This is a genomic window from Ruficoccus sp. ZRK36, assembly GCF_019603315.1.
In the GTDB taxonomy this organism is placed as follows: Bacteria; Verrucomicrobiota; Verrucomicrobiia; order Opitutales; family Cerasicoccaceae; genus Ruficoccus.
The window spans coordinates 3154798-3178705 of the sequence record NZ_CP080649.1; the positions used below are offsets into that span (position 1 = coordinate 3154798).

Sequence of the window (23908 nt, forward strand, 5' to 3'; positions counted from 1 at the left end):
CGCACCTCCCGCCATCCAATCCTAGCCAACCACAACCCACTTCATACCAGAACAACCATATAACGCACTATCAGTCATGTCAGATCTGAAGCTCACCGTCCTGTACGGAACCGAAACCGGCAACTGCGAAGGACTTGCCAAAAAAGTAGCAGCCAAGGGCGAGAAGAACGGCGTCGCCGTCGAACTCGTCAACCTCGCCGAGTACTCTGCCGACCAACTGGCCACCATTGAAAACCCGGCCCTCGTCATCATCTCCACCTGGGATGACGGCGCTCCGCCGCCCAAGTGCGTGAAATTCTGCAACGAACTTTTCGCCTCCAGCGCCGACCTCAGCAAGCTCGAGTACACCGTGCTCGCCCTCGGCGACACCGAGTACCCGCTGTTCTGCGAGTGCGGCAAGAAGATCGACGCCAAGCTCTCCGAACTGGGCGCCAAGTGCATCATGCCGCGCACCGACATGGGAGCCGAGTTCATGGTCAACTACATCGGTTGGTCCAAGAACTTCTGGAAGACCATGAAGGGTGTATTCGGCGTCGGCGCCGCTTGAGGACTTACTTCAACCACACATTACCGATTCAATTATCCGCCCGGGGTGAGCCGGGGGCAGGCGCAAGCCGTGCCCCCCACTCTCCCGCCCGGAGCAACTCTATAGACTGTCATGGGAACAACCACTTCACTAAAAACAATCGATGGCAATGAGGCCGTAGCCGCCGTAGCCTATCGACTCAGCGAGATCATCTCGATCTATCCGATCACACCGTCCACCCCGATGGCCGAACTCTGTGATGAGTGGAGTGCGGCGAACCAGCCGAACCTCTGGGGCGACACTCCGCAGGTTGTCCAGATGCAGAGTGAGGGCGGCGTAGCCGGTGCCTTTCACGGCATCCTTATGGGCGGCAGCCTGAGCACGACCTTTACGGCGTCGCAGGGTCTGCTCCTGATGATCCCGAACATGTACAAGCTCGCCGGTGAGCTGACCCCGGCGGTCATCCACGTCTCGGCCCGCGCCATCGCTACCAATGCGTTGTCGATCTTCGGCGACCACAGCGACGTCATGGCCTGCCGCCAGACGGGCTTTGCCATGCTCGCCTCGAATTCCGTCCAGGAGGCCGCCGACATGGCCGCCATTTCGCACGCCGCCACGCTGAAGACCCGCGTGCCCTTCCTGCACTTCTTCGACGGCTTCCGCACCTCGCACGAGATCAACTCCATGACACCGATCTCCGACGACACGCTGATGAGCCTGCTCGACGAGGACGCACTCGTGTCGTTCTACCAGCGCGCGCTGACCCCGGACAGCCCGTCCGTCCGCGGTACCGCCCACAACCCGGACACTTACTTCCAGTCCCGCGAGGCCACCAACCCCTTCTACGCAGACACGCCCGGCACCGTTCAGGCGATCATGGATGTCTTTGCCGAGAAGACCGGCCGCGCCTACAAGCTTTACGACTACTACGGCGCCGAAGACGCCGAGCAGGTCATCGTCCTGATGGGCTCGGGTGCTGAAACCGCCTCCGAGACCGCCAAGTGGCTTAACGAACACACCGGCACCAAGTACGGGGTCCTCTCCGTACGTCTGTTCCGTCCCTTTGACGTCAAGGCCTTCTCCGACGCCCTGCCCGCCACGGTCAAGTCCGTCGCCGTGCTCGACCGCACGAAGGAGCCCGGCGCTCTCGGTGAACCGCTGCACCTCGATGTGGCTCTGGCCCTCCAGCAGGCTGCCCGCGAAGGTCTGCGCGACTCCGTCCCGTCCATCGTTGGTGGCCGCTACGGCATCGGCTCGAAGGAGTTCACGCCCGGCATGGTCAAGTCCGTCTTTGACAACCTCCTCACGGAGGCCCCGCGCGACCACTTCACGGTCGGTATCCGCGACGACCTGACCAACCTCTCCCTGGAGTGGGACGAAGCCTTCTCCGTCAAAACCGGCAAGACGCAGTCCGCTGTCTTCTTCGGTCTGGGCTCGGACGGTACCGTCGGCGCGAACAAGAACACCATCAAGATCATCGGCGAGTGCACAGACCTGTACACGCAGGCCTACTTCGTCTACGACTCCAAAAAGTCCGGCGGTCTGACCACCTCGCACCTGCGCTTTGGTCCGCTGCCGATCAAGGCTCCGTACCTCGTGGACGAGGCGCACTTCGTCGGCTGCCATCAGCCGCAGTTCCTCGGTAAGGTCGATGTCCTCTCCACTCTTTCCGAAGGTGGCGTATTCCTGCTTAACTCGCCCTACCCGGCCAAGAAGGTCTGGCACCACCTGCCGCTCGAAGTCCAGGAAGCCCTCATTGAGAAAAAGGCCAGTTTCCACGTGATCGACGCCTACTCGGTCGCCCGCGAGGTCGGCATGGGTAACCGCATCAACACCATCATGCAGGTCTGCTTCTTCGCCCTCAGCGGCGTCCTGCCGACCGACGTGGCCATCGCCAACATCAAGACGCGCATCGAAAAGACCTACGGCCGCAAGGGCCCGAAGATCGTCGAGATGAACTGCGCCGCTGTTGACGCCGCTCTCTCGCACCTTGAGCAGGTCGAGATCCCGGCCGAGGCCACCGCCGCCTCGATGCCGATCAAGTGGGTGCCCGACGAGGCTCCGGACTTTGCCCAGCGCGTCACTGCCCAGCTGCTCGCCGGTAAGGGGGACCTGCTCCCGACCAGCGCCTTCCCGCCCGATGGCACCTGGCCGACCGGTACTTCGCAGTACGAAAAGCGCCGCATCGCCTCCCACATCCCGGTCTGGGATGCCGAGACCTGCACGCAGTGTAACAAGTGCTCGCTGTTCTGCCCGCACGCCGCCATCCGCCCGAAGTCCTACGACATCACCGAGCTGGCCAAGGCCCCCGAGGGCTTCCGCAGCGCCGAGCTGAAGGGACCGCGTGCCGACGGCAAGGGCTTCACCATCCAGGTCTTCCCCGAGGACTGCACCGGCTGTATGGCCTGTGTCGAGCTTTGCCCGGCCAAGAACGAGGATGGTCGCCGCGCCATCGAAATGGAGCCGGTTGAAAACTACATCGATCAGGAACTCGAAAGCCTGAAGTTCTTCCAGAGCCTGCCTCAGCCAGACCTCGACCCGTCCAAGGCCACCGCCAAGACCATCACGCTGCGCCAGCCGCTGATCGAGTTCTCCGGGGCCTGCTCGGGCTGCACGCAGACGCCGTACGTCCGCATCCTTACGCAGCTCTTCGGTGATCGCCTGCTGATCGCCAACGCCACGGGCTGCTCCTCCATCTACGGTGGTAACCTGCCGACCACACCTTACTGCACCGATGCAGACGGACGCGGCCCGGCCTGGGCCAACTCCCTGTTCGAGGACAACGCCGAGTTCGGCCTCGGGCTGCACCTGGCCTCCAAGCACCGCCACGAAGCCGCCAAGCGCCTTCTGGAGCTAGCTGGTGAAGAGATCGGTAAGGACAAGGTCGAGTCGATCCTCAATGCCAAGCCCGCCCTGCAGCGTCAGCTCGCAGCCGAGCTGAAGGACAAGATCAATGGCGGCGGCAGCGCCACGGTGAAGCAGCTCAAGCGTCACCTGGACTACCTCGTCCCGAAGTCCACCTGGATCATCGGGGGTGACGGCTGGGCCTACGACATCGGCTACGGCGGCCTCGACCACGTGCTCGCCTCCGGCCACAACGTCAACGTGCTCGTCCTCGACACCGAAGTTTACTCGAACACCGGCGGCCAGGCCTCCAAGGCCACTCCGATCGGCGCTCAGGCGAAGTTCGCAGCCGCTGGCAAGGCCATCGCCAAGAAGGACCTGGCCCAGATCGCGATCAGCTACGGTAACATCTACGTCGGCCAGATCGCACTGGGTGCCAACGAGCAGCAGACGATTGAGGTCCTCCGCGAAGCCGAGAGCTATCCCGGCCCCTCACTGGTCATCGCCTACGGCCCCTGCCAGGCACACGGGATCAACCTGACGCTCGGCCCCGACCGGCAGAAGGCGGCGGTCAACAGCGGCTACTGGCCCCTGTTCCGCTACGACCCGCGGAATATCGGCAGCGAGCTTCCGGCCTTCCGTCTGGAGTCCTTCGAGCCGTCCATGCCGGTGGCTGACTTCATGACGAAGGAGAACCGCTTCAAGTCCCTCCAGCGTTCCGATCCGGACCGAGCTGGTCAGCTGCTCGAAATGGCACAGGCGCATGTTGATGCCCGCTGGGCCAAGCTCGAGAAGATGGCCGCAGCCGGACTCGAAGACGAGGACGACGACGACGATTGGGGTTGATTTCCCCTCTCGCCGCCGGCACCCGCCGGATTTTGATTCACACCAGCGCGCGAGGGGATTTATCATCCCCTCGCGCTTCCCGTTTTCACCCACCCATCCTCTTCACAGGCAGCATCGCCCTACCCCCACCGCATGATCCAGAAAGAGCCGGGCCAGATCACGATCAACCACTGCGACATCCCGCCATGGGTTATCGCCTCGGACGAGTTTAACACCTCACCGGTTGCGCTCAGCATCGCCGGTGTGCGTGAATCCAACGCCTACCTGTTTAAGCGTCTGGAGCAGATCGAGGACCCGATGGAGCGCGGCCAGATCTTCCACGACTACGTGGATGTGAAGTTCGCCCTGCACCAGTGGGAAAACTATCAGGGAAAGGCCCGCAGCAGCCTGCGCAACAGCTACATCCGCTTCCTGCGCGGCTGGGGCGTGGACAGCAACGGCATCGAGGGCGCCGTCCTCAAGAGCTGGGTGCAGAGCCGATTCGGGATCATGCCCACCTATCACCGGGGCGTCCTGCGTCCGCTCGAGGGCGAGGAGGATCATCGCTTCGCCGTGGACCGCATGCGCGGCAGTGCCAAGACGAACTGCATTTTCTCCCAACTGGACCTGATGTACGAGTTTTGCCAATACGAGCTGCGCCGCCGCTGGCCAGAGCGGCAAGTGCTCACGCTGTACCGCGGCACGTGCGACCCGGAGGAGCACCCGGTCTTTGAAACGCGCGCCAAGCGCGAGTCCTGCGTACGCCTTAACAATCTCGTCTCCTTTACCTCGGACCGGGAGAAGGCCTGGGAGTTCGGATCGACCGTCTGGCAGACCCAAATCGCCGCCACCAAAGTCGTTTTCTTCAGTCAGCTATTACCTAGTCAACTACTCAAGGGCGAAGATGAATATCTGGTGGTCGGCGGTAACTACTGGGTCCGGGAACTGCTGTATTAAACCAGTCTATTTTTTATACATAAAAAGGAAGACCATGAACTGCCTAGTCAGCGCGAAAACACCCTCCCGGCTTGCCACACCGGAGCAGCTCGAAGCCGGACTGCTGGGGATGCTGATCGGTGACGCCGTCGGCGTGCCCTATGAGTTTCGCATGCCGCAGGAGCTGCCCCCCTTTGACCAGATCGACATGGAGCCCCCCAAGGGTTTTCTGCGCACCTACTCGCATGTCCCCACCGGCACCTGGTCCGATGACGGTGCCCAGGCGCTGTGCCTGCTCGCCTCCCTGCAGGAGTGCGGCTACTACCACGCCTTTGACTTTTCCAAGCGCCTGATCAAGTGGCATGACTTCGGGTACATGGCGGTGGACAACTACGCCTTTGACATCGGCAACCAGACCAGCGTGGCGCTCGCCCGTCTGAAAAAAGGCGTCTCCACCAGCCACTCCGGGCTCACCGGCGTCCGCAATAACGGTAACGGCTCGCTCATGCGCTGCCTGCCGCTGGCGCTCCAGCACTTGGGTAACGACCTCGCGCTGGTCCTCGATGCTCACCGCCAGTCACGGCTCACCCACCGGCATCCGCGTTCGCAGGTTTGCTGCGCCCTGTACTGCCTGTGGGCCCGCCGCGAGATGCAGCGCCACCCCGACCCGTGGGGCGACGCCGTGACCACGCTGCGCATGATTTACGCGGCAGACCCAGTCTCCTCCAAAGAACTCGAAGAGCAGATCTGCCCGGACGAGCCACCCACCGGCACCGGTACCGGCTACGTCGTGGACTGCCTCAACTCTGCCCGCCTCGCCTGCGAAGAGGACAACTACGAGACCATCATCAAGAAGGCCGTCTCCCTCGGTAACGACACCGACACCACGGCAGCCGTCGCCGGGGGCATTGCCGGAGTCCGCTACGGCGTTGAAGACATCCCTGAGCGCTGGATCAAGGGACTGCGCGGCAAGCACATCCTGGCCGAGCTCGGACTGGTGCTGGAAGACTGAGTGCCTCCGTGCGCAACCCGGCCCATGGCTCCGCCGTAGCGGAGCCATCCAGATGTGAAGACCCAGGGTGCAGGGCTTGCCCTGCCGGAGCTAGAGGACGAAGTCGCCAAAGGTCAGCAGCAGCGGATAGTCCCGCAGCGGCAGCGAAATAAATCGCCGATGCCCCCGGCCGTTATCCTCGATCATCTCATCGGGGATCTCGTAGATCGAGCCATCCACGATATCGATCAGGCGCACCTTTTCCGGCAGAGTCGCGCACTCAAAGGAAACAGTAGCCTCATAGGAGGTCGTCAGCAGTTCAGTCGGTTTCCAGTAGGCGAAGGCCGCCGATCCGTCAGGGCGCGTGAAGCCTGTCGTGATAAGTTCCTTACCGGGGTCTTCGCGGCGGAGGAGCCGGCGGCTCATGCGCCACTCGATATAGTCTTCCTGCAGAAAGTCTACCGGCAGGTCGGCTTTGGCGAAGTCCTCCCGGAAGATTGCAGAGAGCGTCTGAAGCGTGCGGTAAGAGGGCTTAGGCTTATACTCTCCGCTGGCCCGGCCCTGCTCGTCAAAGTCAGCAGCCAGCACGCCAAAGAAACCGTAGTCCTGATAGCTGCCGAGATCGCCGACCGTACCGTTGAGAGCTTCGATCATGTCCAGACACGAGAAGTACGATGCAAACATCACCTCGTCCATCAGGTCGCAGATGATATGACGGGCCATGAACTTCGCCTGCCGCTCCGGCGTCCAGGCACAGCCTGACATCGCCCCCTGCCCCTTCGAGCTGGTCTGGGCACCCGTCTCTCCCTGGATCAGGATCATGTCCGGGTTGTAGCTCTTACAGAGGCTGCGCAGCGCGCGTATGCGGTCGAAGCAGTTTTCCTCGTCGGGGATATAGTAGTGGTAGGTCAAGGCATCCATCACCTTTGCCGCCCCAGTTGAGAAAACATCGTTGAGCCAGTCCAGGCCACGTGCACAGGTCGAGCCACCAATGACTTTTGCGGTGGAATCACCCGCACGTATAGCTGCTGCCGTAGCCTTTACAAACTCACCGTACTCACGCCCGTCCGGTCCATGCTTCCAGCACCACACACCGTCGGGTTCATTCCACACCTCGTACCATTCGATCTTGCCATGGTAACGAGCGGTCAGCGCCTCCACGTATTTGGCCCAGGCCTGCTTTTCTTCCTCTGAGTGGATCGGGGGCACGCCCACCGCGCCAAAGACCCCGGCAGCTTTTTCGTTGTAGATGCCGTTGCCATAGCAAAGGCACATCCACGGTGTCATGCCGCGTCGAATAAGATTATCAATAATGCCATCCAGCCAGGCGAAGTCGTAGACGCCTTTTTCCTTTTCCGTCTTGGCCCATCCGGACTGGATGCGTACCCACTTCACACCGATGTCGGCAACTTTATCATAAGCATTTTCCGGATCGAAGACATCACGATCCAGCTTCTCAAAGCCGATTCCAATAGGAGAATGGCCGACATTAACCGATTTAACGGGGCTAACAGTTCCAAGTTTTTTCAGGGGTTCCATTTCGATAGATGGGTTAGAGTTCGAAGCCAAACTTGAGCGCGCACCGCCTGATTTTCAAATAAAACATCGTGCCAATAAATGTTTACTTTGTGCCATCAACGGACCAGTCTTTTTAAAACAGATCAGCATGAAAGCCATCGAAAAGACGCAGTTCATCAGCCTGAATCAGCAGCGGGACATCCGCCTACCCTTCCAGCTATCGATCGTCGGCACCGTCAAAACGCCCAGTCTGGAGACGTACAAGATCTACGGACGCAGCGAGCTGGAGTTCTGTCTGCGCCTGAGGTCCGCAGAGGAGGAAGCCGTCGATTTAATCGATGGGAAAACCTACCGTTACCGTTTTCCACACCTGATCATTAAGCGCCCGGATGTTTCACACGAATACACGGTCCGCAGTGCGCGCGAGGCTATCTTTCTGATCTACTCGCCAGCGCTGGAGGATGTATTCAACGCCAGCGGCATGTCCACGGATGAGCCGATCATAGAGTTCGAGATCACCCCTGACCTTGAGAACTTGCTGGCCCGATTTCACAGCCTGATCCCCCACTCACAGGAGCGCGGGATCGCAGAGCAGTTTGATCTGATCGGCTTTCAGATACTGGAGCATATCTATCTCCAGAGAGTACACCCGCAGACTGCCACCCGAGATACAGACACGATCATCCGGGAGATAGCCTCGCACCTGCAGCTGAACTTTAACACCGACATCAACCTCGATGAGGTGTGCAGCACGTTCGGCATCTCGCGGCGCAGCTTCTTTCGCAACTGGTCAAAGCTCTTCCCGCACACGCCCCATCAATACATCACCAACCTGCGCATTCGCGAGGCCGAACGCCTGCTGCTGATCCATGGTCTTGAGATCAAAGAAATCGCCGCACAGGTCGGCTTCGAGAACTACCCCTACTTCGTCCAGGCGTTTAAAAGGTGCCGCGGCGGACAGACACCTGGTGAATTCCGCAGGCAGGCCATGCGTGCCGGTTAGAAGCGTTCGCGAACTAGCCTGAGTCAGCCGGGCTTACTCCGTAGAGGTTGTGCTATCGTCATCCCACGGGATCCACGTCCCCGGTATCTCCAGCATCTTGGGCTTGTCAGGCAGCCCATACTGCTGACGTAGCAGAAACGGATGCAGGAAGCGCAACCCCTCTGCCCCGATCTGCTGAGGGTCGAGAAACAAACGCGAGATACCGCGATGTGCCGTGAGGTGCGTGTCATTGAGCAAGACAAAGGACTCGCGCGCGCCCGGCCATGCGGTAGCGAGCTCACCGTGCAGCGTCACGACTCCATCGAGTTTTTTACCCAAACACCATTGCGCGAAATCCCTCGGCTTCAGGCTCCCCTCGTAGACCTGTAAACGGCGGGCACCCAGCGCGGCCGCATAGCCGCCCAGCCAACGATGGCCCGTGCGAGCCTCCAGACGCGGATCCACCGCAAACCCGATCCGGCGGCAGCCGTTCTGAAGCAGCCGGCGGCAGGCACCGTAGACCCCGTCGAAGTAGTTCAGGCAGACGCTGTGCATGACCGGCCGGTGGATGAGCGCACCCAGCGAAACCATGGCAAAGGCATCCCAGTTCCAGTCCGGAAATGTCCACTCCTCCTGCGTCGGGCCAAAGAGCAGGCCGCGCACCCCGCGGTTATAAAGCATGCGCGACAACTGTAGTTGCTTACGCGCATCATGCGGGAGCGTATGTCTTTGCACCGCATACCCCATCGCGGTGGCCTCCGCCCGCAGCCCGTCAAAAACCCAGGCACTGTAGGGTGTCCCATCCCGATCGAGAAAGGCGAGATTGGCGCTGGCCTCCGATCGATTACTGCGTGTGCGGTAGGCTGCTAGAGCGGACATCACCGGGTCCGGACGATAACCGGTCTTCTTGACCGCTTCATGCACGCGACGGGCCGTATCCGGGCTCACCCGCTTTGCACCATTGAGCACCCGCGAGACCGTCATGTGGCTGACACCAGCGGCTCTGGCTACATCGACGATCGTCGGGCGGCGTCCTTGATTAGCGTCATCCACGGCCATAAAATGTTAATGTGAACATACCCGCGCCGTTGGCAAGCCCGCATGCAGCATCAAGATCGAAACCATGCAACAACCTCCCGTACTCAGTATTTCCGGCGTCGTCCCCTCCCTCGCCCAGGTCGCAGACTTCGGCCCCCCGCGCAGCGAGATCGGCATCGGCTGTCTCATGCCCTGGCAGGGTAAACTCTACGTGCTCAACTACACCTCGCACCGCCGCAAGACCGGCACGGGTACTGGCCTGCGTGTGATTGACGAGAACTTCCAGATGAGCCACCACCCCGCTGCGGTTGACGGCACCTACGCGAACCGCTTCGTCCACGAGGAGTCGAGCCAGCTCATCATCGGGCCGCATCTGGTGGATACACAGCACAACGTGCGAACCGTCGATGCGCTGGTAGACATCCGCCTCTGCGGCACTGCCAAGCACCTGAGCCAGCCCAAGGACCTCGTCTACATGCTGGGGATGGAGGGCGAACTATTCGAGCTCAACGTGCACACGCTGGAAACGAAGCTGATCTTTGACCTGACGAAAGCGCTGAGCACTCCCGGTGAAGGCTCCTGCCACTACAAGGACTGCTACACCGCCTACGGACGGCTTATCATCACAAACAACGACTACTGCGAAGAAGACTTCCTCGGTAACCGTAAGGAAGGCACGCTCGCTGAGTTCGATGGCGAGAAGTGGACCGTCATCGAGCGCAAGCCCTTCGTCTCCGTGAATGGGCTGGAGGGCTTCGGCGGAACGATCTTCGCCAACGGCTGGGACCGCGCCTCCGCCCTGCTGAAGGTTTACACCGAGGGCGACAACGCCTGGACGACCTACCGCCTCCCCAAGGCCTCCCACTGCTGGGAGCACAAGTGGCAGACCGAGTGGCCGCGCATCCGCTCGACCGAGCATGAGCGCCTGATGATGGACCACCACGGCATGTGGTACGAGATTTCCCCCTGGGCCTACGGTAACCGCGTCTGGGGCGTGCGCCCGATCTCCACGCACTTGTGGGTACACGGCGATTTCTGCTCCTGGAAGGGGCTATTCATCGTCGGCGCGGACAACACCAGCCATGAGTTCGGCGGTAACTACCAGTGCGCCGAGCCTCAGTCGGGCCTGTGGATGGGTAAGACAGACGACTTGTGGAACTTCGGAAAGACCTCCGGCTGGGGTGGCCCGTGGTGGAAGGACCAGGTCTCGGCCGGTGTCCCCTCAGACCCGTACCTGATGACCGGTTTTGATAAAAAGGTGCTGCACCTGAGCCACGAGGCGGACCGCAGCGTATCGTTTGATGTCGAGGTGGACTTCATGGGCTGCGGTGAGTGGCGCAAGTATAAGTCGGTCTCTGTCGGCGCAAAGGGGTACGAGCCGCTGGTGTTCCCGGACGGGTTCAGCGCACACTGGGTACGCCTCGTCAGCGATAGCGACTGCGAGGCCACCGCTCAGCTCTTCTACACCTGAGCGAGGTGTAGGATCGGAACCGAGTTGATGACTTGGGCGGTGTGAACGCCGCACAAGCCATCCCGGTGGCCTCTCGTTCAGCGGGATGGCGTCCATGGAACCATTGGTAATGTGTCGGGAGCAACCACGATCTCGCAGGTCCGCCATCCGACCGGCAGAAAGGCTCAAGGCGCTGCCGGTGCACGGGGGACACCGATATCCACCTGCTCCCAGACAATGTCGCTGGACCAGGTCCGCAAGCCGAACAGCCCGCCCGGCAGAGGATCGGGGTCAGTCCAGTCATGCACGATTTTACCATCGCGGTAAACCTGCACCTGGCCACCACGCAGGACGTAGAGAATCTCGTAGGTTTTACCCTGCTCGGTGCGCAGGGGGTCGTCGTGGATCAGATTAAATCCCGGATCACGGCGCAGACGGCTCCAGCCCTCCATGCTCCCGCCTGTAAAGGTGACCAGATAGTTATTCATCTGGTGATAGTCGGTGTAGACACCGGGTCGGTTGAAGCGAACCGGCGAGCCGTCAGCCTCGGTGGCACTGATAAAGGCATTGAGGTTGCAGGCATTAAAATCATCGGTCTCAAGCGTACGTGCGCGCAAACGGATCACGACATCCGCAGGCAGAGGCGCCCGCAGCCAAGCCGTTGTCCCCTGGCCTCGCGCGCCCTCGGGCTGTGTGACTTCAAGACCATCATCGGTAGCACGCACCAGTGCGTTTTGGTTTTCGACGAACCAGCGGTTCTGCCAATCGGCCCCATCGAAGTTCTCGTGACGCAGCCACTCGACCTGAAGCGGCTCACCACCGACGTCCAGTTGGTCCAGCTCACCGAACAACGGCAGCCGGTAGGGCTCGCTCTGCTCAGCGTAGGCGGCGATGGCAGGTACATCCATCTGTACGTCCCCCTTAATGGCTGGCGTAAAGGACACAGTCTGCTTTTCGTCAGAGCCACGGATCACCACTGCCGGACCATCGAGAAACTCAACCGCACGCTCGGGTGCTCCCTCACGGCGGGCCAGCAGCACCGTCAGGAAATGCGCCTTGCGGACAGGCTCGGTCGTCACGGTCAGGCGGTCCGTAGCCCAGACTTCCCAGGTGCGCTCGCGTTCACGACGCTTGTAGGCCTTGAGAATGCCGGGCAGGTAGTCCGTACCGGTGATCGGATTGATCAGCGTCTCTTTGCCCTCGGCCAGTTCGGCTTCGACAGGGACATCGGCATGCTGCCACAGAGCGGCGTCCACATCATCCACACGGTAATTCAGGCGCGTCAGCCCCTTGTCTTCGCTCAGGGCAGGCGAGCTGTTCGGCGGGAAGTGGTACAGCCAGGTAAAGATACTCGGGTCAGCTTCAGGCTTGAGCTCCAGCTCGTCGTAAATGACCAGTGTGTCCGTACCCACCATGGCAAAGTGACGGCGCCAGGTCTGCAGCTCGGGAGCGCCCCACTCCGGCGGGAGCTTGCGGGTCATCCCATGCTGAACGGGAGACTCAGGGTCAGCCTGATAGCTACCTGTCAGGTCCACGGACCAGAGCGTAAGCTCGGGCTTGGTTTCCCAATACAAGGGACGCGCGGCATAAGGAAACGGGCTCTTAAAGTCCCGAAACTCCGCGCCATGGCCATTCACGAGAATACCGTTATGGCTGAGCGTGTGTCTGGCGTACATATCGGCGTACACGGTGGAGCCGCCACCCGCTGACAAGGTCTTACCGTACACCTGCCAGACGAAGGCGCCATCGTGCGCGTAGGAGTGGCTGTAGCCGCCATTCGGGCGGGCCATGACGGTCACGCGCGCGCCATCCGCCGCGGTCTCGCGTTGGCTCGGGTCAAAGGTCCCGGCAAAGATCCAGCCCGCCGTGGGATAAAGAGTAGAGGCGGGGTGATCCCCTCCGGCCTCAGGCACGCCGAGGCGCTCTGCGGCGGCGATGAAAAGGCTTATATCCAGTCCGCGCGGCCGGGCACCTTCGCGCTGCATCTGCTCCCAGACATGGCTAAACTTACCGTCCTGCGTCGCCACGGATGCCAGCATGATGGACTTCATCAAATCGCTCTGGCGCATGGCTGTACCCGTATCCTCGGTGTAATCACCATAGCCCTGGCGACCAGCTCCCGGAGGCGTCAGATCGAGCAGAAAATCCGCCAGATGCGGAAACCAGGGCGATTGCTTTAAATCAATATCCGGGCAGGTCATCTCCGCGACGAGATAAGCATAGAAGGCCGGAGCACTTTTAAAGTAAGCGTATCCGCCGGCCTCGTTCCAGGCTTCGTCCGGGCCGTGCCCGGCACCGACACCCGTAAAGTAGTTCATGAGGAGCGGCAGCCACTCGTCGGCTGTTTCATCATCGCCCGCCAGGAGCAGGGCCGTCTGCGTCGCACTCATGATATTTTCATACGGATGGCTCTGCTGGAAAACGGCCGAGCCGGATGCATGAATGCCTTTGTTCCCCTTCCAGGAGAGGGCTACCCCCATGATGGCCTGCAGGCGCCAGGCAGCCGCCTCGCGCAGCGCGTCGGCCTGCTCAGCAGGGAGGTCGGCCTCAAACCAGTCGTAGAAGCGGGCCAGATAGTAGCTCCACCGCGTCCCCCACTTATCAGAGCAGCCGTTGTACTCGGGAGAGGTCTCTCCGCCTTTTGGGAAACTCGCCACGGTCAGCGCATGGTCGATAGCCGGTCGGAAACGCTCGTCACCGCTCACCCGGTAAATGAATCCTGCGACCAGCAGGTCATCACCGATATTTTTCAGCTTTCGACTGAGCGCCTTACCCGCTTTTTTATCAGAGTTTTCTGGGCGGTCGGTGCTGGGGAAATCGCTCCACCAGTCCTGCTTCAAAATTGACTCCCCCTTCCGCTGAGCCTCTGCCCAGAGAGGAGCCAGGACGGGGTCGGTCTTCAGTCGCTGCGCAAAGGACTCCCAGTCCCCATCCTCCGGGCCGACTCGCGGGTGTGGCCACAAGTCCTGACCAAGCGCACTGCGGTCCCACTGCGGCGTTTTCTCCTCAACGGTAAATTCACGGATCGCACTCCACTGCTCCGGGCGATCGGGGACATCATAACGCACACGCCAGAACCAGTGGCCGGGCTTGAGCGGGGGCAGGTCGTTGATAAAGTTCCACGTCGCCGCACGCTCGATCTCCGGCGATGCAAAATCGGGGCGGGAGGAAATTTGCAGCGTGAACGTTGTCTCCGGCACAGCATCCCTGCTCTCGATGATCGTTCCCGGAATATAGGGCCACGAGAATCGAGGTGGGTTCACATCTGCGACCGACTCATTGGCCGGGCGAAATCCAAGGTAGTGCGAGTGATCCCAGCGAGAGTCAAAGGGCTGCAAGCCTTCACCGGCATGCGCAAAAGAGGCGCACAGGCAAACAGCCAGCAGCTGGAATGACTTCACGATACAGGAAGCGTAATGCGGGATAGAATATTTCATGAGGGAACTTTCAACGAGCGATGAAATACGAATCTTATAGAGCTGCGCCCCGATGAGCGAGAACAACTGCACGCGACAGAATCAACCGCACCGGCTCCGGGAACCGGTGCGGCTCGTCTGTATGTAATACCCAATACGTCGACGATTCCTACTGGCCGACATTACGCGTGTATGTCTGGAACAACAGTCTGGCATCCCATCGGGCGCCAAAATCTCCCGTCCATGCCTGTACGCATGTCAGTCAGTATGAATGGTAATGGAAAAATGTGTCTCCCCTCGACACGGAGGTGTGTAAAGCGAACTTTCTAGCGGCGACGACGCATCCAGAGAAAGAGCAAGGCGCTCAGGCCCAGGAGCAGTGCGCTGGTCTCAGCCTCGGGGATATTCTCTGCCGTGATGCTCTCGACCTCGAGCTGAGCATAGCGGGTGTCAGAGGTTGTGGTCTGCAGGACCTGCAAGGCGGTGTAAAAATCTTCGCCCCAGTTCTGAGAGCTCCAGGTGATGCCGTCCGTGTAGCTGCCCGAGCCCGAGAAGTCCTGCCCGTCACTGGTTTGCCCGGTGATCGCCCATGCCGAATCACTCAGTGTCATGGTCACGCTGCTGAGGCTGTAAGCAGAGGCCGAAGGCGAAAACGACCAGGTTTCGAGCGTAGACAGCGTGTCGTTATACTTCATGCGCAGCTGAAGTTCTGCCGAGAACCGGTTAAAGGTCAAAAACACGGTGTTATCCGGGCCGGAGTTCTGCTGCAGACCACCACTGTTACTGTTGCTGACCCCGAAGTTCGCAGCATAGGTGGCACCGGTGCTGGTGTAGGTCAGGTTGATGTTGTTGAAGGTGAAGTTCTTGGCACTGGAGATAAAGTCCATGTCCGAAGACAGGCCCGCAGTCGTATAAAGAGTCAGCTGAGAAACCTGGCCTGCTGGATCTGTCGCGTACATACGAAGCCGATCAGGATCGGTTTGCAGGGTGGCGACGCTCTCGGGATTACTGGTCACAGAGCTCCACTGCTGATTGAAAACCGTCTGGTTATCGAAGGTCAGGGTGACGGCTGAGGCTGAGGTCGTGAAAGCCAGCGCCAGGCCGGCCAGGAGGATTGACGGGGTTTTGATCATATTCATTGGGTATTGGGTATTAACGCTAGAGAATTGTAATGTGTGGTTAGAATATCCGATAGGTATTTCAGGGGTCAATTCCACCGCAATTTTACTTGTAAAACTGAGTATTTAAAGGGATCATAGACCTCCTGTAAAACGAGGGTCTCCAATCTCAATCCCTTGAACTAAACAACGACTCCCCCTGATCCGACCCCATGCCCCAACGTATCTCGATGCGCGAACTGGCCGCCGAGGCAGGCGTCAGCGTCATGACGGTTTCTCTGGCCCTGCGGAACTCCCCCAAGCTCTCAGAGGCCACCCGTACCCGTATTCAGGAGCTGGCCCAGCAGCGCGGCTACCGCCCCGACCCAGCGCTACGAGCACTGGCAGACTACCGGCTGGGTAAGCGCCAGCGTTCGTACTCAGGCACCATTGCCTATCTGCGCAACACGCCCCCGGACGCCATCACTCAGAACACCAGCCTGCATCATCACATCTATAAAGGTGCCAAGCGACGGGGTGAAAAACTTGGTCTCAAGGTCGAGGACTTCGCGATCGCAGACTACGTTAAAGACTCCGACCGTCTCTCGAAAATCCTCCTCGCCCGCGGCATCCAGGGGCTGCTGGTGGGCCCGCAACCTCGATCCCATACGCATCTGGAGCTCGATTGGGAAAAGTTCAGTGCCGTTGCGCTGGGCTACTCGCTGGAAAGCCCCAGCCTGAATGTCGTCATCGACAACCAGTTTAACGCCTCTCTGATCTGTATGCGCGAGCTGTGCAAACTCGGCTACCAGCGCGTAGGATTCGTCATCCTGACAGATCAGGACGAGCGCAGCATTCACCGCTATGTGGGCGCCTATCACTCGGCACAGGAAAACCTGCCCCCCGACTACCCTCGCCTGCCGATCCTCCGAGGGCCGGAAATCACGGAGGAGGCGTTTAATCGCTGGTTTGACGATAATCGCCCCGACGCCCTGCTGAGCCTGCACGACACGGTCATCGGGTACATGGAAAAGCGCGGCATCAGGATACCGGAGGATATCGGCTATGCCGTCCCTTTCTCCGTGGAAACGCTTGATCACATGGCCCATGCCGATGGCAGACCGGAGGAGGTCGGTGTCGCCGCCGTCGAGATGCTCAGCGGTATGATCGACCGCAATGACAAAGGAATCCCCCCCATCCCCCGCAACTTGATCATCGATCCGCTCTGGGTTCCGTCTCAATCGGTCCGTCAGGTAGGTCCTCCCATACACGTTTAGAGACGGCATAAAACCATACCCAAACACGCCAATGCCCCATGGTTACTTGGGCACAGGCTGGATCGCAAGTGCTTCCACCCTAATGTTTATCGACTTCTTTTCAGGCATGCTTGCTAACCCCTGACACGTGTGTTCATATCCGCCTCGATGAACCTGAAAACAGCCCGCAAAACCCTACTGCGGACAGCACTGGCCGTAGGACTGGTGGTGCTGCTTCTGGCCGGGACCTCCCCTTGGTGGCTGGGCTGGGCCATCGGGCTGGCTGTGAAGGGGTCGGGCGTCAGTATCGACCAGTATGAGCTACAGGGCTACGGGTCCTTCCGCTTGCAGGAGATTCATTATGCGGATGCTCAGAGTGGACTGGAGGCACAGATCGACTTTTTGCAAACAGCTACCCCACCCGCCATTCTTTGGAAAAAACTCACCGGACAGCCGCTTGATCTGTCCATCGGCACGATCACGGTCGAGCAGGGCAAACCTGCAGCGAGCCCGCAAAAGCCATCCAATACGAAAGCCACCCCACCGAGCGAGCCAAGCAGCCCCGCGGCATTGGCAGCGCAGGGCTTTAAGGCGCTCGATCTGCTTGAGAGCTGGCCGGTAGAGGTCCATGTAGAGAAAATCGTCTACACCGCAGATCCACACACGATCACGGTCGAGCAGCCCTGCTACGAGGCGGGCGTTTTCACGACGACAGTGAACACCTCCCTCACTGAGCAATCCCTCGCTATACGTGTCGATCGCCCCTCCCCGTCCGAACTGCGCGTCACGGCAACACTTTCCCCCGAGCCCGTTCATCTGAAAACTGTGCTGGCGCTCACCACCGCGACTGAGCTTGATCTAAACGGCGAAATCAACTGGCGCGACCAGCCCGCGACCTTCAGCACCCAGTGGCAGGGACAGGGGCTACTGCCAGACCGTGCCGCACTCAAAGCCGAAGACTGGGCTCTGCCGGAGGACCTTCTCACCAAAGACCAGCGCCCCGGTTACGGTGCCCCCCATGCCTCATTGGCAGCCAACTGGGATGGCCAGCAATACACGCTCTCGCTCGATGCCTCAGCCGCTCCAGAGGACGAGACACTCCCGGCCCTGACAGCCCGCATCGCAGCCGAGGGCGATACCGAGGCGCTGAAGCTTGACCAATTCTCCATCGAGGGAGGCTGGATCACCGCGAATCTGAGCGAGCCCGTCAACATCCCGCTCAACGACCTGAAAGACCTGCCTGCGGCGCGTTTCAATCTGGAGGCTGATCTCTCCGGGCAAAGTCTGCTGCCAGCCCGTGGGCAGATCACGGCCTCGCTGGTCGCTGACGATCGCCCGGACAATGCCTATCCGCTCGTCACCGCAAAGCTGGAGGCCCGAGGGCTTGCTTACGAGGCGTACACCGCCGACTCTGCCGACGTTGAAGCCGAACTGGACTGGCCCCAACTCACCCTCAGCCGTGGCACGGTTACCCTTCCGCAGGACTCATCGCTGGCGTTCAGTGGCAGTTACGACATTGAGAAAGAAACGCTCAGTGCGATCGTGGCAGACATCGCCCTGTCCGGTCAACTCGTACAGCAGTACACGCCGCAAGCTCCTGACTTTGAGCGCCTGCGTGTGCAGGTCACCGTTGAAGGCCCCACCAGCCGCCCTCGGCACACCGGTGACATCACGATCACACAGTTGGCATGGGCAGACGACCACATTGACACCGATCTGCACTGGAGCGGCGAGCACGGTGCCCTCAAAGTCCTCTCGGGTAAAGGCGGCAACGATGCGCTGGACTTCACGTGGGAAGGCAGCGCCGACATCGGCCCCGACCGGCAAAGCGTCACCCTCAGCCAGGCCCGTCTTGAACCACGCGACTACGCAAACGTCGAGCTCCAGAAGCCCTTTACGCTTTCTCGCGGAGAAGACGGGGTCATCACTCTGACCGAGGTCTCGATCCTCGGCAGCGAAGGTGGCAGCGTTCACGCACAGGCCCGGGTCGATTGGCCCCGGAGCGGGACCGTTTCGCTCTCCGCCAACGAAATCAGCCCGGTCTGGCTCAAAGCGGTCACAGACGCAAAGCTCCCCTTCCCCACGCATCTGGACAGCCTTAACGTCGATGCGCAGTGGGACAACGGCCCCATCGTCTACACCGTCAAAGGCGAGGCCATCGGAGAGCCCGAAGACCAGCCCACGCTGAGCCTTTCCCTCGACATTGCCGGGGACGCCGAGGGGCTGCGCCTCAACAGCCTCTCCGCGCAGCAGGGCCAGACTCAGCTCGCCAATGCCCACGGTCAGGTACCGGTCACCCTTGATCCCACTCAATCTGAAATGCTGCGCATCGAGACCGAGGCTCCGGCTGACTTCTACCTGGTGGCTAACCCCGGATCGACCAGTCTCTGGCGCTGGCTGCAGGAGCAGTACCACCTCGTGCTTGAGCAGCCGAGCCTGGAGCTCGCGATCAAAGGCAGCCTGGCCGCGCCCACCGGTAAGCTCAGCGCCAGCCTGGCCAAACTCGAATCCACCGAAGGCGGCGATCTGCCCGAGCTGCCGCCCGTGGATAGTCTCCGCGTAGATGCCGCTTTCTCCCCGGACGAGATCACCCTGAGCCAGTTGAGCCTGAATCTGGCCGACCGCCCCCTCTCGGCAAACGGCAAGCTGCCCATGTCCGAGGAGGCTTGGGAGGCCCTGATCTCGGATGCACAGCCGCCGAAAATCGAAGATGCCTCCGGCACCCTGCGCCTGGACGACGTCCCCCTGAGCGCCTTTTCCGGCTACCTACCCGATGTCTTGCGCAGCAGCGGCACCGTCGGCCTGAGCGCCGAGCTCAAGCCGGGGTTGAATTGGTCCGGGCAGCTCAACGTCGAAGGCGTGGAGACGATGCCACTGCCACAGCTCGGCTCCGTCACCGGCATACAGGCCCAGATGCAGTTGGTCCAGACTCGGCTGAACATCACCCGTGCCTCAGCCCAGCTCGGCGGGCAAGAGCTCGCGATCACCGGCACGATTGACGTCGAGTCGCTGGAGCAGCCTCGCTTTGATCTCGCCATCAAGGGCGAGCAAATCCCGTTCGTGCGCTCGCCGGGGCTGATCCTGCGCGGCAGCCCGGACCTCACTGTCGTGACGGATGATGAGGACATCACGACGGTGGCCGGAAGCGTAAAGCTCGACGAAAGCTTTTTCACCATCGACCTGACCTCGCTCACCACCGGCGGCGGGGGCGGAGGAGGCGGTGGCGGCCCCGGTCGCCCCTTCCCCTACGTCTCAATCGAGGACGAACCTCTCGCCTCCTGGCGGCTGCGAATTGACATCGAGGGCGACGAATTCCTGCGCGTGCGCACGCCAGTCTTTGAGGGGATGGTCTCGGCGGACCTGCAGGCTCTGGGCACGATGCGCGAGCCGATGGTGCTGGGGCAGGTGCTGATCGATCAAGGCGTCGTCATGTTCCCCTTTGCCAATCTCCGCATCCAGCAGGGCAATGTCACCATCCGGCAGGATCAGCCGGATCAACCCATCATCGACATTACAGCCACAGGTCGCGCCTACGGCTACGATCTGGTCATGCGCGTAACCGGTGGCCCGGACGACCCGCAACTGAGCTTCACCTCCACGCCTGCGCTGGAGCAGGGAGACATCCTCCTCATGATCACCGCCGGGCGCATGCCCGACAGTGACCAACGCTCGACCCAGAGCCGCCTCACGGGCTTGGGCGTCTTTATCGGCAACACTATCCTGGTGGACCTCGGGCTGGTCGATCCTCTTGACGACCAGTTGCAGGTGTATGTCGGCGAGGACGTCACCCTCACCGGCAAGGACACCATCCGCGTCATTTACCGCATCGACGAAGACTGGGCTATCGTAGGCCAGTACGACCGCTTCGACGACTACACCCTGGACTTTAAATGGACCGTCTACTCCGACTAGTACACGCGCTCAGAAGCCTCTGTCTGATGGCGCTGCTGCTAGCCGCGCCCTGCCGCGGCGCGGAGGTGTTCGGCCTGATCGGTAACCCCGATGTCGCCATCAGCGGCTTCGGGCTTATCGGGAACATCGAGCTAACCCGCACGCTACAGATTTTGGAGCCGCAGGACGAGCACCTGACGACCTTTGACACCATCTACCTGGAGGACTCGCTGTGGATCCTCTCCGGTGAGCTCAAGCGACGCGGCTACCTCCACCCCGCGATCAACGCGAGTCTGGCCCGTGGAGACGAAATCATCTGGGAAGGCCGCTGGGAAGAGGGAGAAGTGACGCCGAAACTCCCGCCCAAGCTCGAGGGCGACCACGTCAACCTCATGATTGAGGCGGGCGTGCTCTTTTACTTTAACAACGTACAGGTCAACGGCCTGCCCGCAGAGATCACCCGCGAGCCGGAGAGCTTCTTCTACTCCACGGACCGGCTCATTATCTCCGAAGGAGACCGGTTCTTCTCCAGCGGACGGATGGCCAGCGGCGTCAGCGCTATCGAGCTCACCCTGCGCGGTCTCGGCTATCGTGACGCTGCAGCCAAAAGTAAAGTCACCGCCGAGGACCGCGAAAGCGGTGCGGTGGACATCCAGGTGGATGTCGAGCCCGGCCCCCTCTACATGATCGAGCGGCTCACCCTGATCGCCCCAGCCGCTGGTAACCAGACAGCCCTGGAGGAGAGTCAACTCGTCGATCAACGCTTCGACCCGGCCTGGCTCCAGCGCCAGTCACGGGACCTGCGCAGCCGGTACTTTGCCAGCGGCCACCCCGACGTGGTCATCAACCAAAAGGTCGAGGTCCTCGATGAAGAGGGGGACGTGCGCCGCACCCATGTCACCCTCAGCGCCGAGCCGGGTCCGGTCGTCCACCTCGGAGATGTCAGCTTTAAGAAGGCCGAAAGCGTGAGCACTCCCCTGCTGGAGCGTCAGGCCAACCTCCAGTCCGGCGAGCTGCTCGACCGCTCCCAGGTCGAGGAAGGCCGTGAACGCCTGAGCCGTCTGGGCGTTTTCCGAACCATCCGCATCGACTACGAAGACGCTGGCGATGGTCAGTGGAATGTTGTCTACGACACCGAGATGAAAGAGCAGACCGAGATCAACCTGATCTTCGGTGTGGGCAGTTTCGATATCGTGCGCGGTGGCTTCGAGATCATCCAGAACAACCTCTGGGATCTCGCCCACCACTCAAGCTTTAGCGCGATCAAATCCGTCAAGGGCACGTATCTCGACTACACCTACGCCATCCCGCAGATCATGGGCGAGGATCTCGACTACTTCCTCTCTGCGAACTATCTGTACCGCGAGGAGATCAGCTTCGACCGGGAGGAGTACGGCGGCTCGACCGGGCTTCAGCACTACTTCAGCGACATCGACACCTCGGCCAGCGTGCAGTATAACTACGGGCAGGTGGAGGCCAACAACGGCAACTTCGTCAATCCCCCCGGCCCCACCAAGTCGCTCGTCTCCAGTGTCACGCTTAAGGCTAACCGCAGCGAACTCGACAACCCGATTTTCCCCACTGACGGCTGGCAGGTCTTTGGCAGCTCGGAGTTCGCCTTCCCGGAGCTGGGCGGGCAGGTAAACTTCCAGCGTATCGAGGTGGGCGGAGCCTGGCACAAGCCGATCACGGATAGCGGGCTGGTCTTTCACGCCGGGTACAAGACCGGCATCATCACCTCCTTCGGCTCGGCCAGCGATAACATCCCCATGCCGAAGCGCTTCTATCTCGGCGGTGAGAATACCGTGCGCGGTTACCGCCGTGACCAGGCCTCCCCTGTCGATGCACAGGGGCAGGAGATCGGCGCTGTCAGTTACATGCTGTGGCAGGTCGAGTTCGAGCAGCGCCTGACAGAAATGATCTCCGTAGTGGCTTTCTGTGACACCGTCGGAAACGCCGCCGAGATCGAGGACTACCCCTTTAACGAGGTGCTCATCAGCGTCGGCGCCGGGATCACCCTGCGCACGATTGTCGGCCCCCTGCGCTTCGAGTACGGCTACAACGTCAAGAAACGCACGTTTGACCCGCAGGGAACCTTCCAGGTCGCTCTCGGCTTTCCCTTCTAGAGGACGTACACAAAAAGCATAAAAGTCGGCGTTGCCGTGGCTGCGAATATACGCAGGATGCTTTCGAATGGATTGGGTAACTCTGGGGCTGTTTTCGGCAGTCGTCCTCGGCTTATATGACCTTGGGAAAAAGCATGCGGTGCGCGACAATGCGGTGCTACCGGTGCTGTTCTGGGCACAGGTGGTCTCCGCGACGATCTGGCTGCCATGGGTCATAACAAGCCATGTACGCCCTGAGCTGATCCCGACCAACCTGCTGCAGGTCGAGCCTATTGACGCATTAGGGCACTTACGGCTCTTTGCAAAATCAGCACTGGTTGGCACCTCGTGGATATTCGCCTATTTCGCCCTCAAGCATCTGCCCATCTCACTGGTGGCACCGATACGGGCGACCAGTCCGGTGTGGACACTCATCGGGGCGCTTGTGCTCCTCGGGGAACGCTTTAGCGGGCTCCAGTGGACCGGTATCGCCGTGACGCTGGCGGGCTTCTATATTCTGTCCATCGCCGGTAAAAAGGAGGGGATCCGTTTTTCCCGTGACCGCTGGGTGCTGTTTATCATCGCCGCAACGTTGCTGGGGGCTGTCAGCTCGCTCTATGACAAGTATCTGCTGAACATCGTCGGCTACAGCGCGCCCACCGTGCAGTCCTGGTTTGCGATTTATCTGGTGGTGTTCTTTTTCCCGTTTTTCTGGGGCTGGAAGCAGCGTTGGTGGCCCCGCGGAGAGTTCGAATGGCGCTGGTCGATCCCCTTTGTCGGCGTGGCCCTGCTAATCGCGGACTTCGCCTACTTCCGGGCGCTGGAGATGGACGGCGTCCTGATCGGGGTCATGTCCTGCCTGCGCCGGGGCAGCGCGCTCGTCTCGTTTGCCGGTGGTCTGTGGTTTTTTAAGGAAAAGAATGGGATGCAGAAATTCCCCGCCCTGCTTACGATCCTGCTCGGCATCATCCTACTCGTGATCGGTAAGGGATCGTAGACAACCCCGTCGGTAATCCGTCCTGCCGTATAAGCC

General features: G+C 60.7%; 14 protein-coding genes. 10 read left to right on the plus strand and 4 right to left on the minus strand.

The genetic code is table 11. The annotated features are described in order from the left end of the window. The first annotated feature begins 76 nt into the window (after window positions 1-76). From K0V07_RS13845 to K0V07_RS13860, 4 genes are all read left to right on the plus strand, one after another. The gene (locus tag K0V07_RS13845; protein ID WP_255567995.1) at window positions 77-547 is read left to right on the plus strand and encodes a flavodoxin domain-containing protein; all 471 of its coding nucleotides are present in this window, start codon (window positions 77-79) and stop codon (window positions 545-547) included. A 111-nt stretch (window positions 548-658) separates the two neighbouring features. Next, window positions 659-4216, plus strand: coding sequence for a pyruvate:ferredoxin (flavodoxin) oxidoreductase (nifJ, locus tag K0V07_RS13850; RefSeq protein WP_220621977.1), 3558 nt, complete (start codon window positions 659-661; stop codon window positions 4214-4216). A 132-nt stretch (window positions 4217-4348) separates the two neighbouring features. Beyond that, window positions 4349-5152 (plus strand): NAD(+)--dinitrogen-reductase ADP-D-ribosyltransferase, encoded by an 804-nt coding sequence (locus K0V07_RS13855; RefSeq protein WP_220621978.1) that lies wholly within the window; start codon window positions 4349-4351, stop codon window positions 5150-5152. 34 nt (window positions 5153-5186) lie between these two features. Further along, on the plus strand, window positions 5187-6143 hold the full coding sequence (locus K0V07_RS13860; protein WP_220621979.1) for an ADP-ribosylglycohydrolase family protein: 957 nt from the start codon (window positions 5187-5189) through the stop codon (window positions 6141-6143). 90 nt (window positions 6144-6233) lie between these two features. Here K0V07_RS13860 and K0V07_RS13865 read toward each other — a convergent pair whose 3' ends face one another. Continuing rightward, window positions 6234-7661, minus strand: coding sequence for a beta-galactosidase (locus K0V07_RS13865; RefSeq protein ID WP_220621980.1), 1428 nt, complete (start codon window positions 7659-7661; stop codon window positions 6234-6236). A 127-nt stretch (window positions 7662-7788) separates the two neighbouring features. Between K0V07_RS13865 and K0V07_RS13870 the strand changes: the two genes are divergently transcribed. After that, complete coding sequence (locus K0V07_RS13870) at window positions 7789-8643, plus strand: AraC family transcriptional regulator (RefSeq protein WP_220621981.1); 855 nt, start codon at window positions 7789-7791, stop codon at window positions 8641-8643. A gap of 33 nt (window positions 8644-8676) precedes the next feature. On the opposite strand, the gene K0V07_RS13875 is transcribed toward K0V07_RS13870, so the two are convergent. Then, window positions 8677-9675, minus strand: a complete 999-nt coding sequence (locus tag K0V07_RS13875) for a LacI family DNA-binding transcriptional regulator (protein WP_220621982.1) — start codon at window positions 9673-9675, stop codon at window positions 8677-8679. Window positions 9676-9745: 70 nt separating this feature from the next. On the opposite strand from K0V07_RS13875, the gene K0V07_RS13880 reads away from it, so the two are divergent. Next, the gene (locus tag K0V07_RS13880) at window positions 9746-11131 is read left to right on the plus strand and encodes a hypothetical protein (protein ID WP_220621983.1); all 1386 of its coding nucleotides are present in this window, start codon (window positions 9746-9748) and stop codon (window positions 11129-11131) included. Between the two features lie 164 nt (window positions 11132-11295). Here K0V07_RS13880 and K0V07_RS13885 read toward each other — a convergent pair whose 3' ends face one another. Continuing rightward, entirely contained in the window at window positions 11296-14511 is a 3216-nt protein-coding gene (locus tag K0V07_RS13885) for a DUF4962 domain-containing protein (RefSeq protein WP_220621984.1), read from the minus strand. Window positions 14512-14852: 341 nt separating this feature from the next. After that, the gene (locus K0V07_RS13890; protein ID WP_220621985.1) at window positions 14853-15659 is read right to left on the minus strand and encodes a hypothetical protein; all 807 of its coding nucleotides are present in this window, start codon (window positions 15657-15659) and stop codon (window positions 14853-14855) included. Between the two features lie 197 nt (window positions 15660-15856). On the opposite strand from K0V07_RS13890, the gene K0V07_RS13895 reads away from it, so the two are divergent. From K0V07_RS13895 to K0V07_RS13910, 4 genes are all read left to right on the plus strand, one after another. Then, window positions 15857-16900, plus strand: coding sequence for a LacI family DNA-binding transcriptional regulator (locus K0V07_RS13895; RefSeq protein WP_220621986.1), 1044 nt, complete (start codon window positions 15857-15859; stop codon window positions 16898-16900). Between the two features lie 147 nt (window positions 16901-17047). Next, complete coding sequence (locus K0V07_RS13900) at window positions 17048-20791, plus strand: translocation/assembly module TamB domain-containing protein (RefSeq protein ID WP_220621987.1); 3744 nt, start codon at window positions 17048-17050, stop codon at window positions 20789-20791. A gap of 26 nt (window positions 20792-20817) precedes the next feature. Continuing rightward, complete coding sequence (locus tag K0V07_RS13905; protein ID WP_220621988.1) at window positions 20818-22896, plus strand: BamA/TamA family outer membrane protein; 2079 nt, start codon at window positions 20818-20820, stop codon at window positions 22894-22896. Between the two features lie 67 nt (window positions 22897-22963). After that, window positions 22964-23872 carry an EamA family transporter gene (locus K0V07_RS13910; RefSeq protein WP_220621989.1) on the plus strand — a complete coding sequence of 303 codons (909 nt, stop codon included), beginning with the start codon at window positions 22964-22966 and terminating at the stop codon, window positions 23870-23872. Window positions 23873-23908 lie beyond the last annotated feature (36 nt).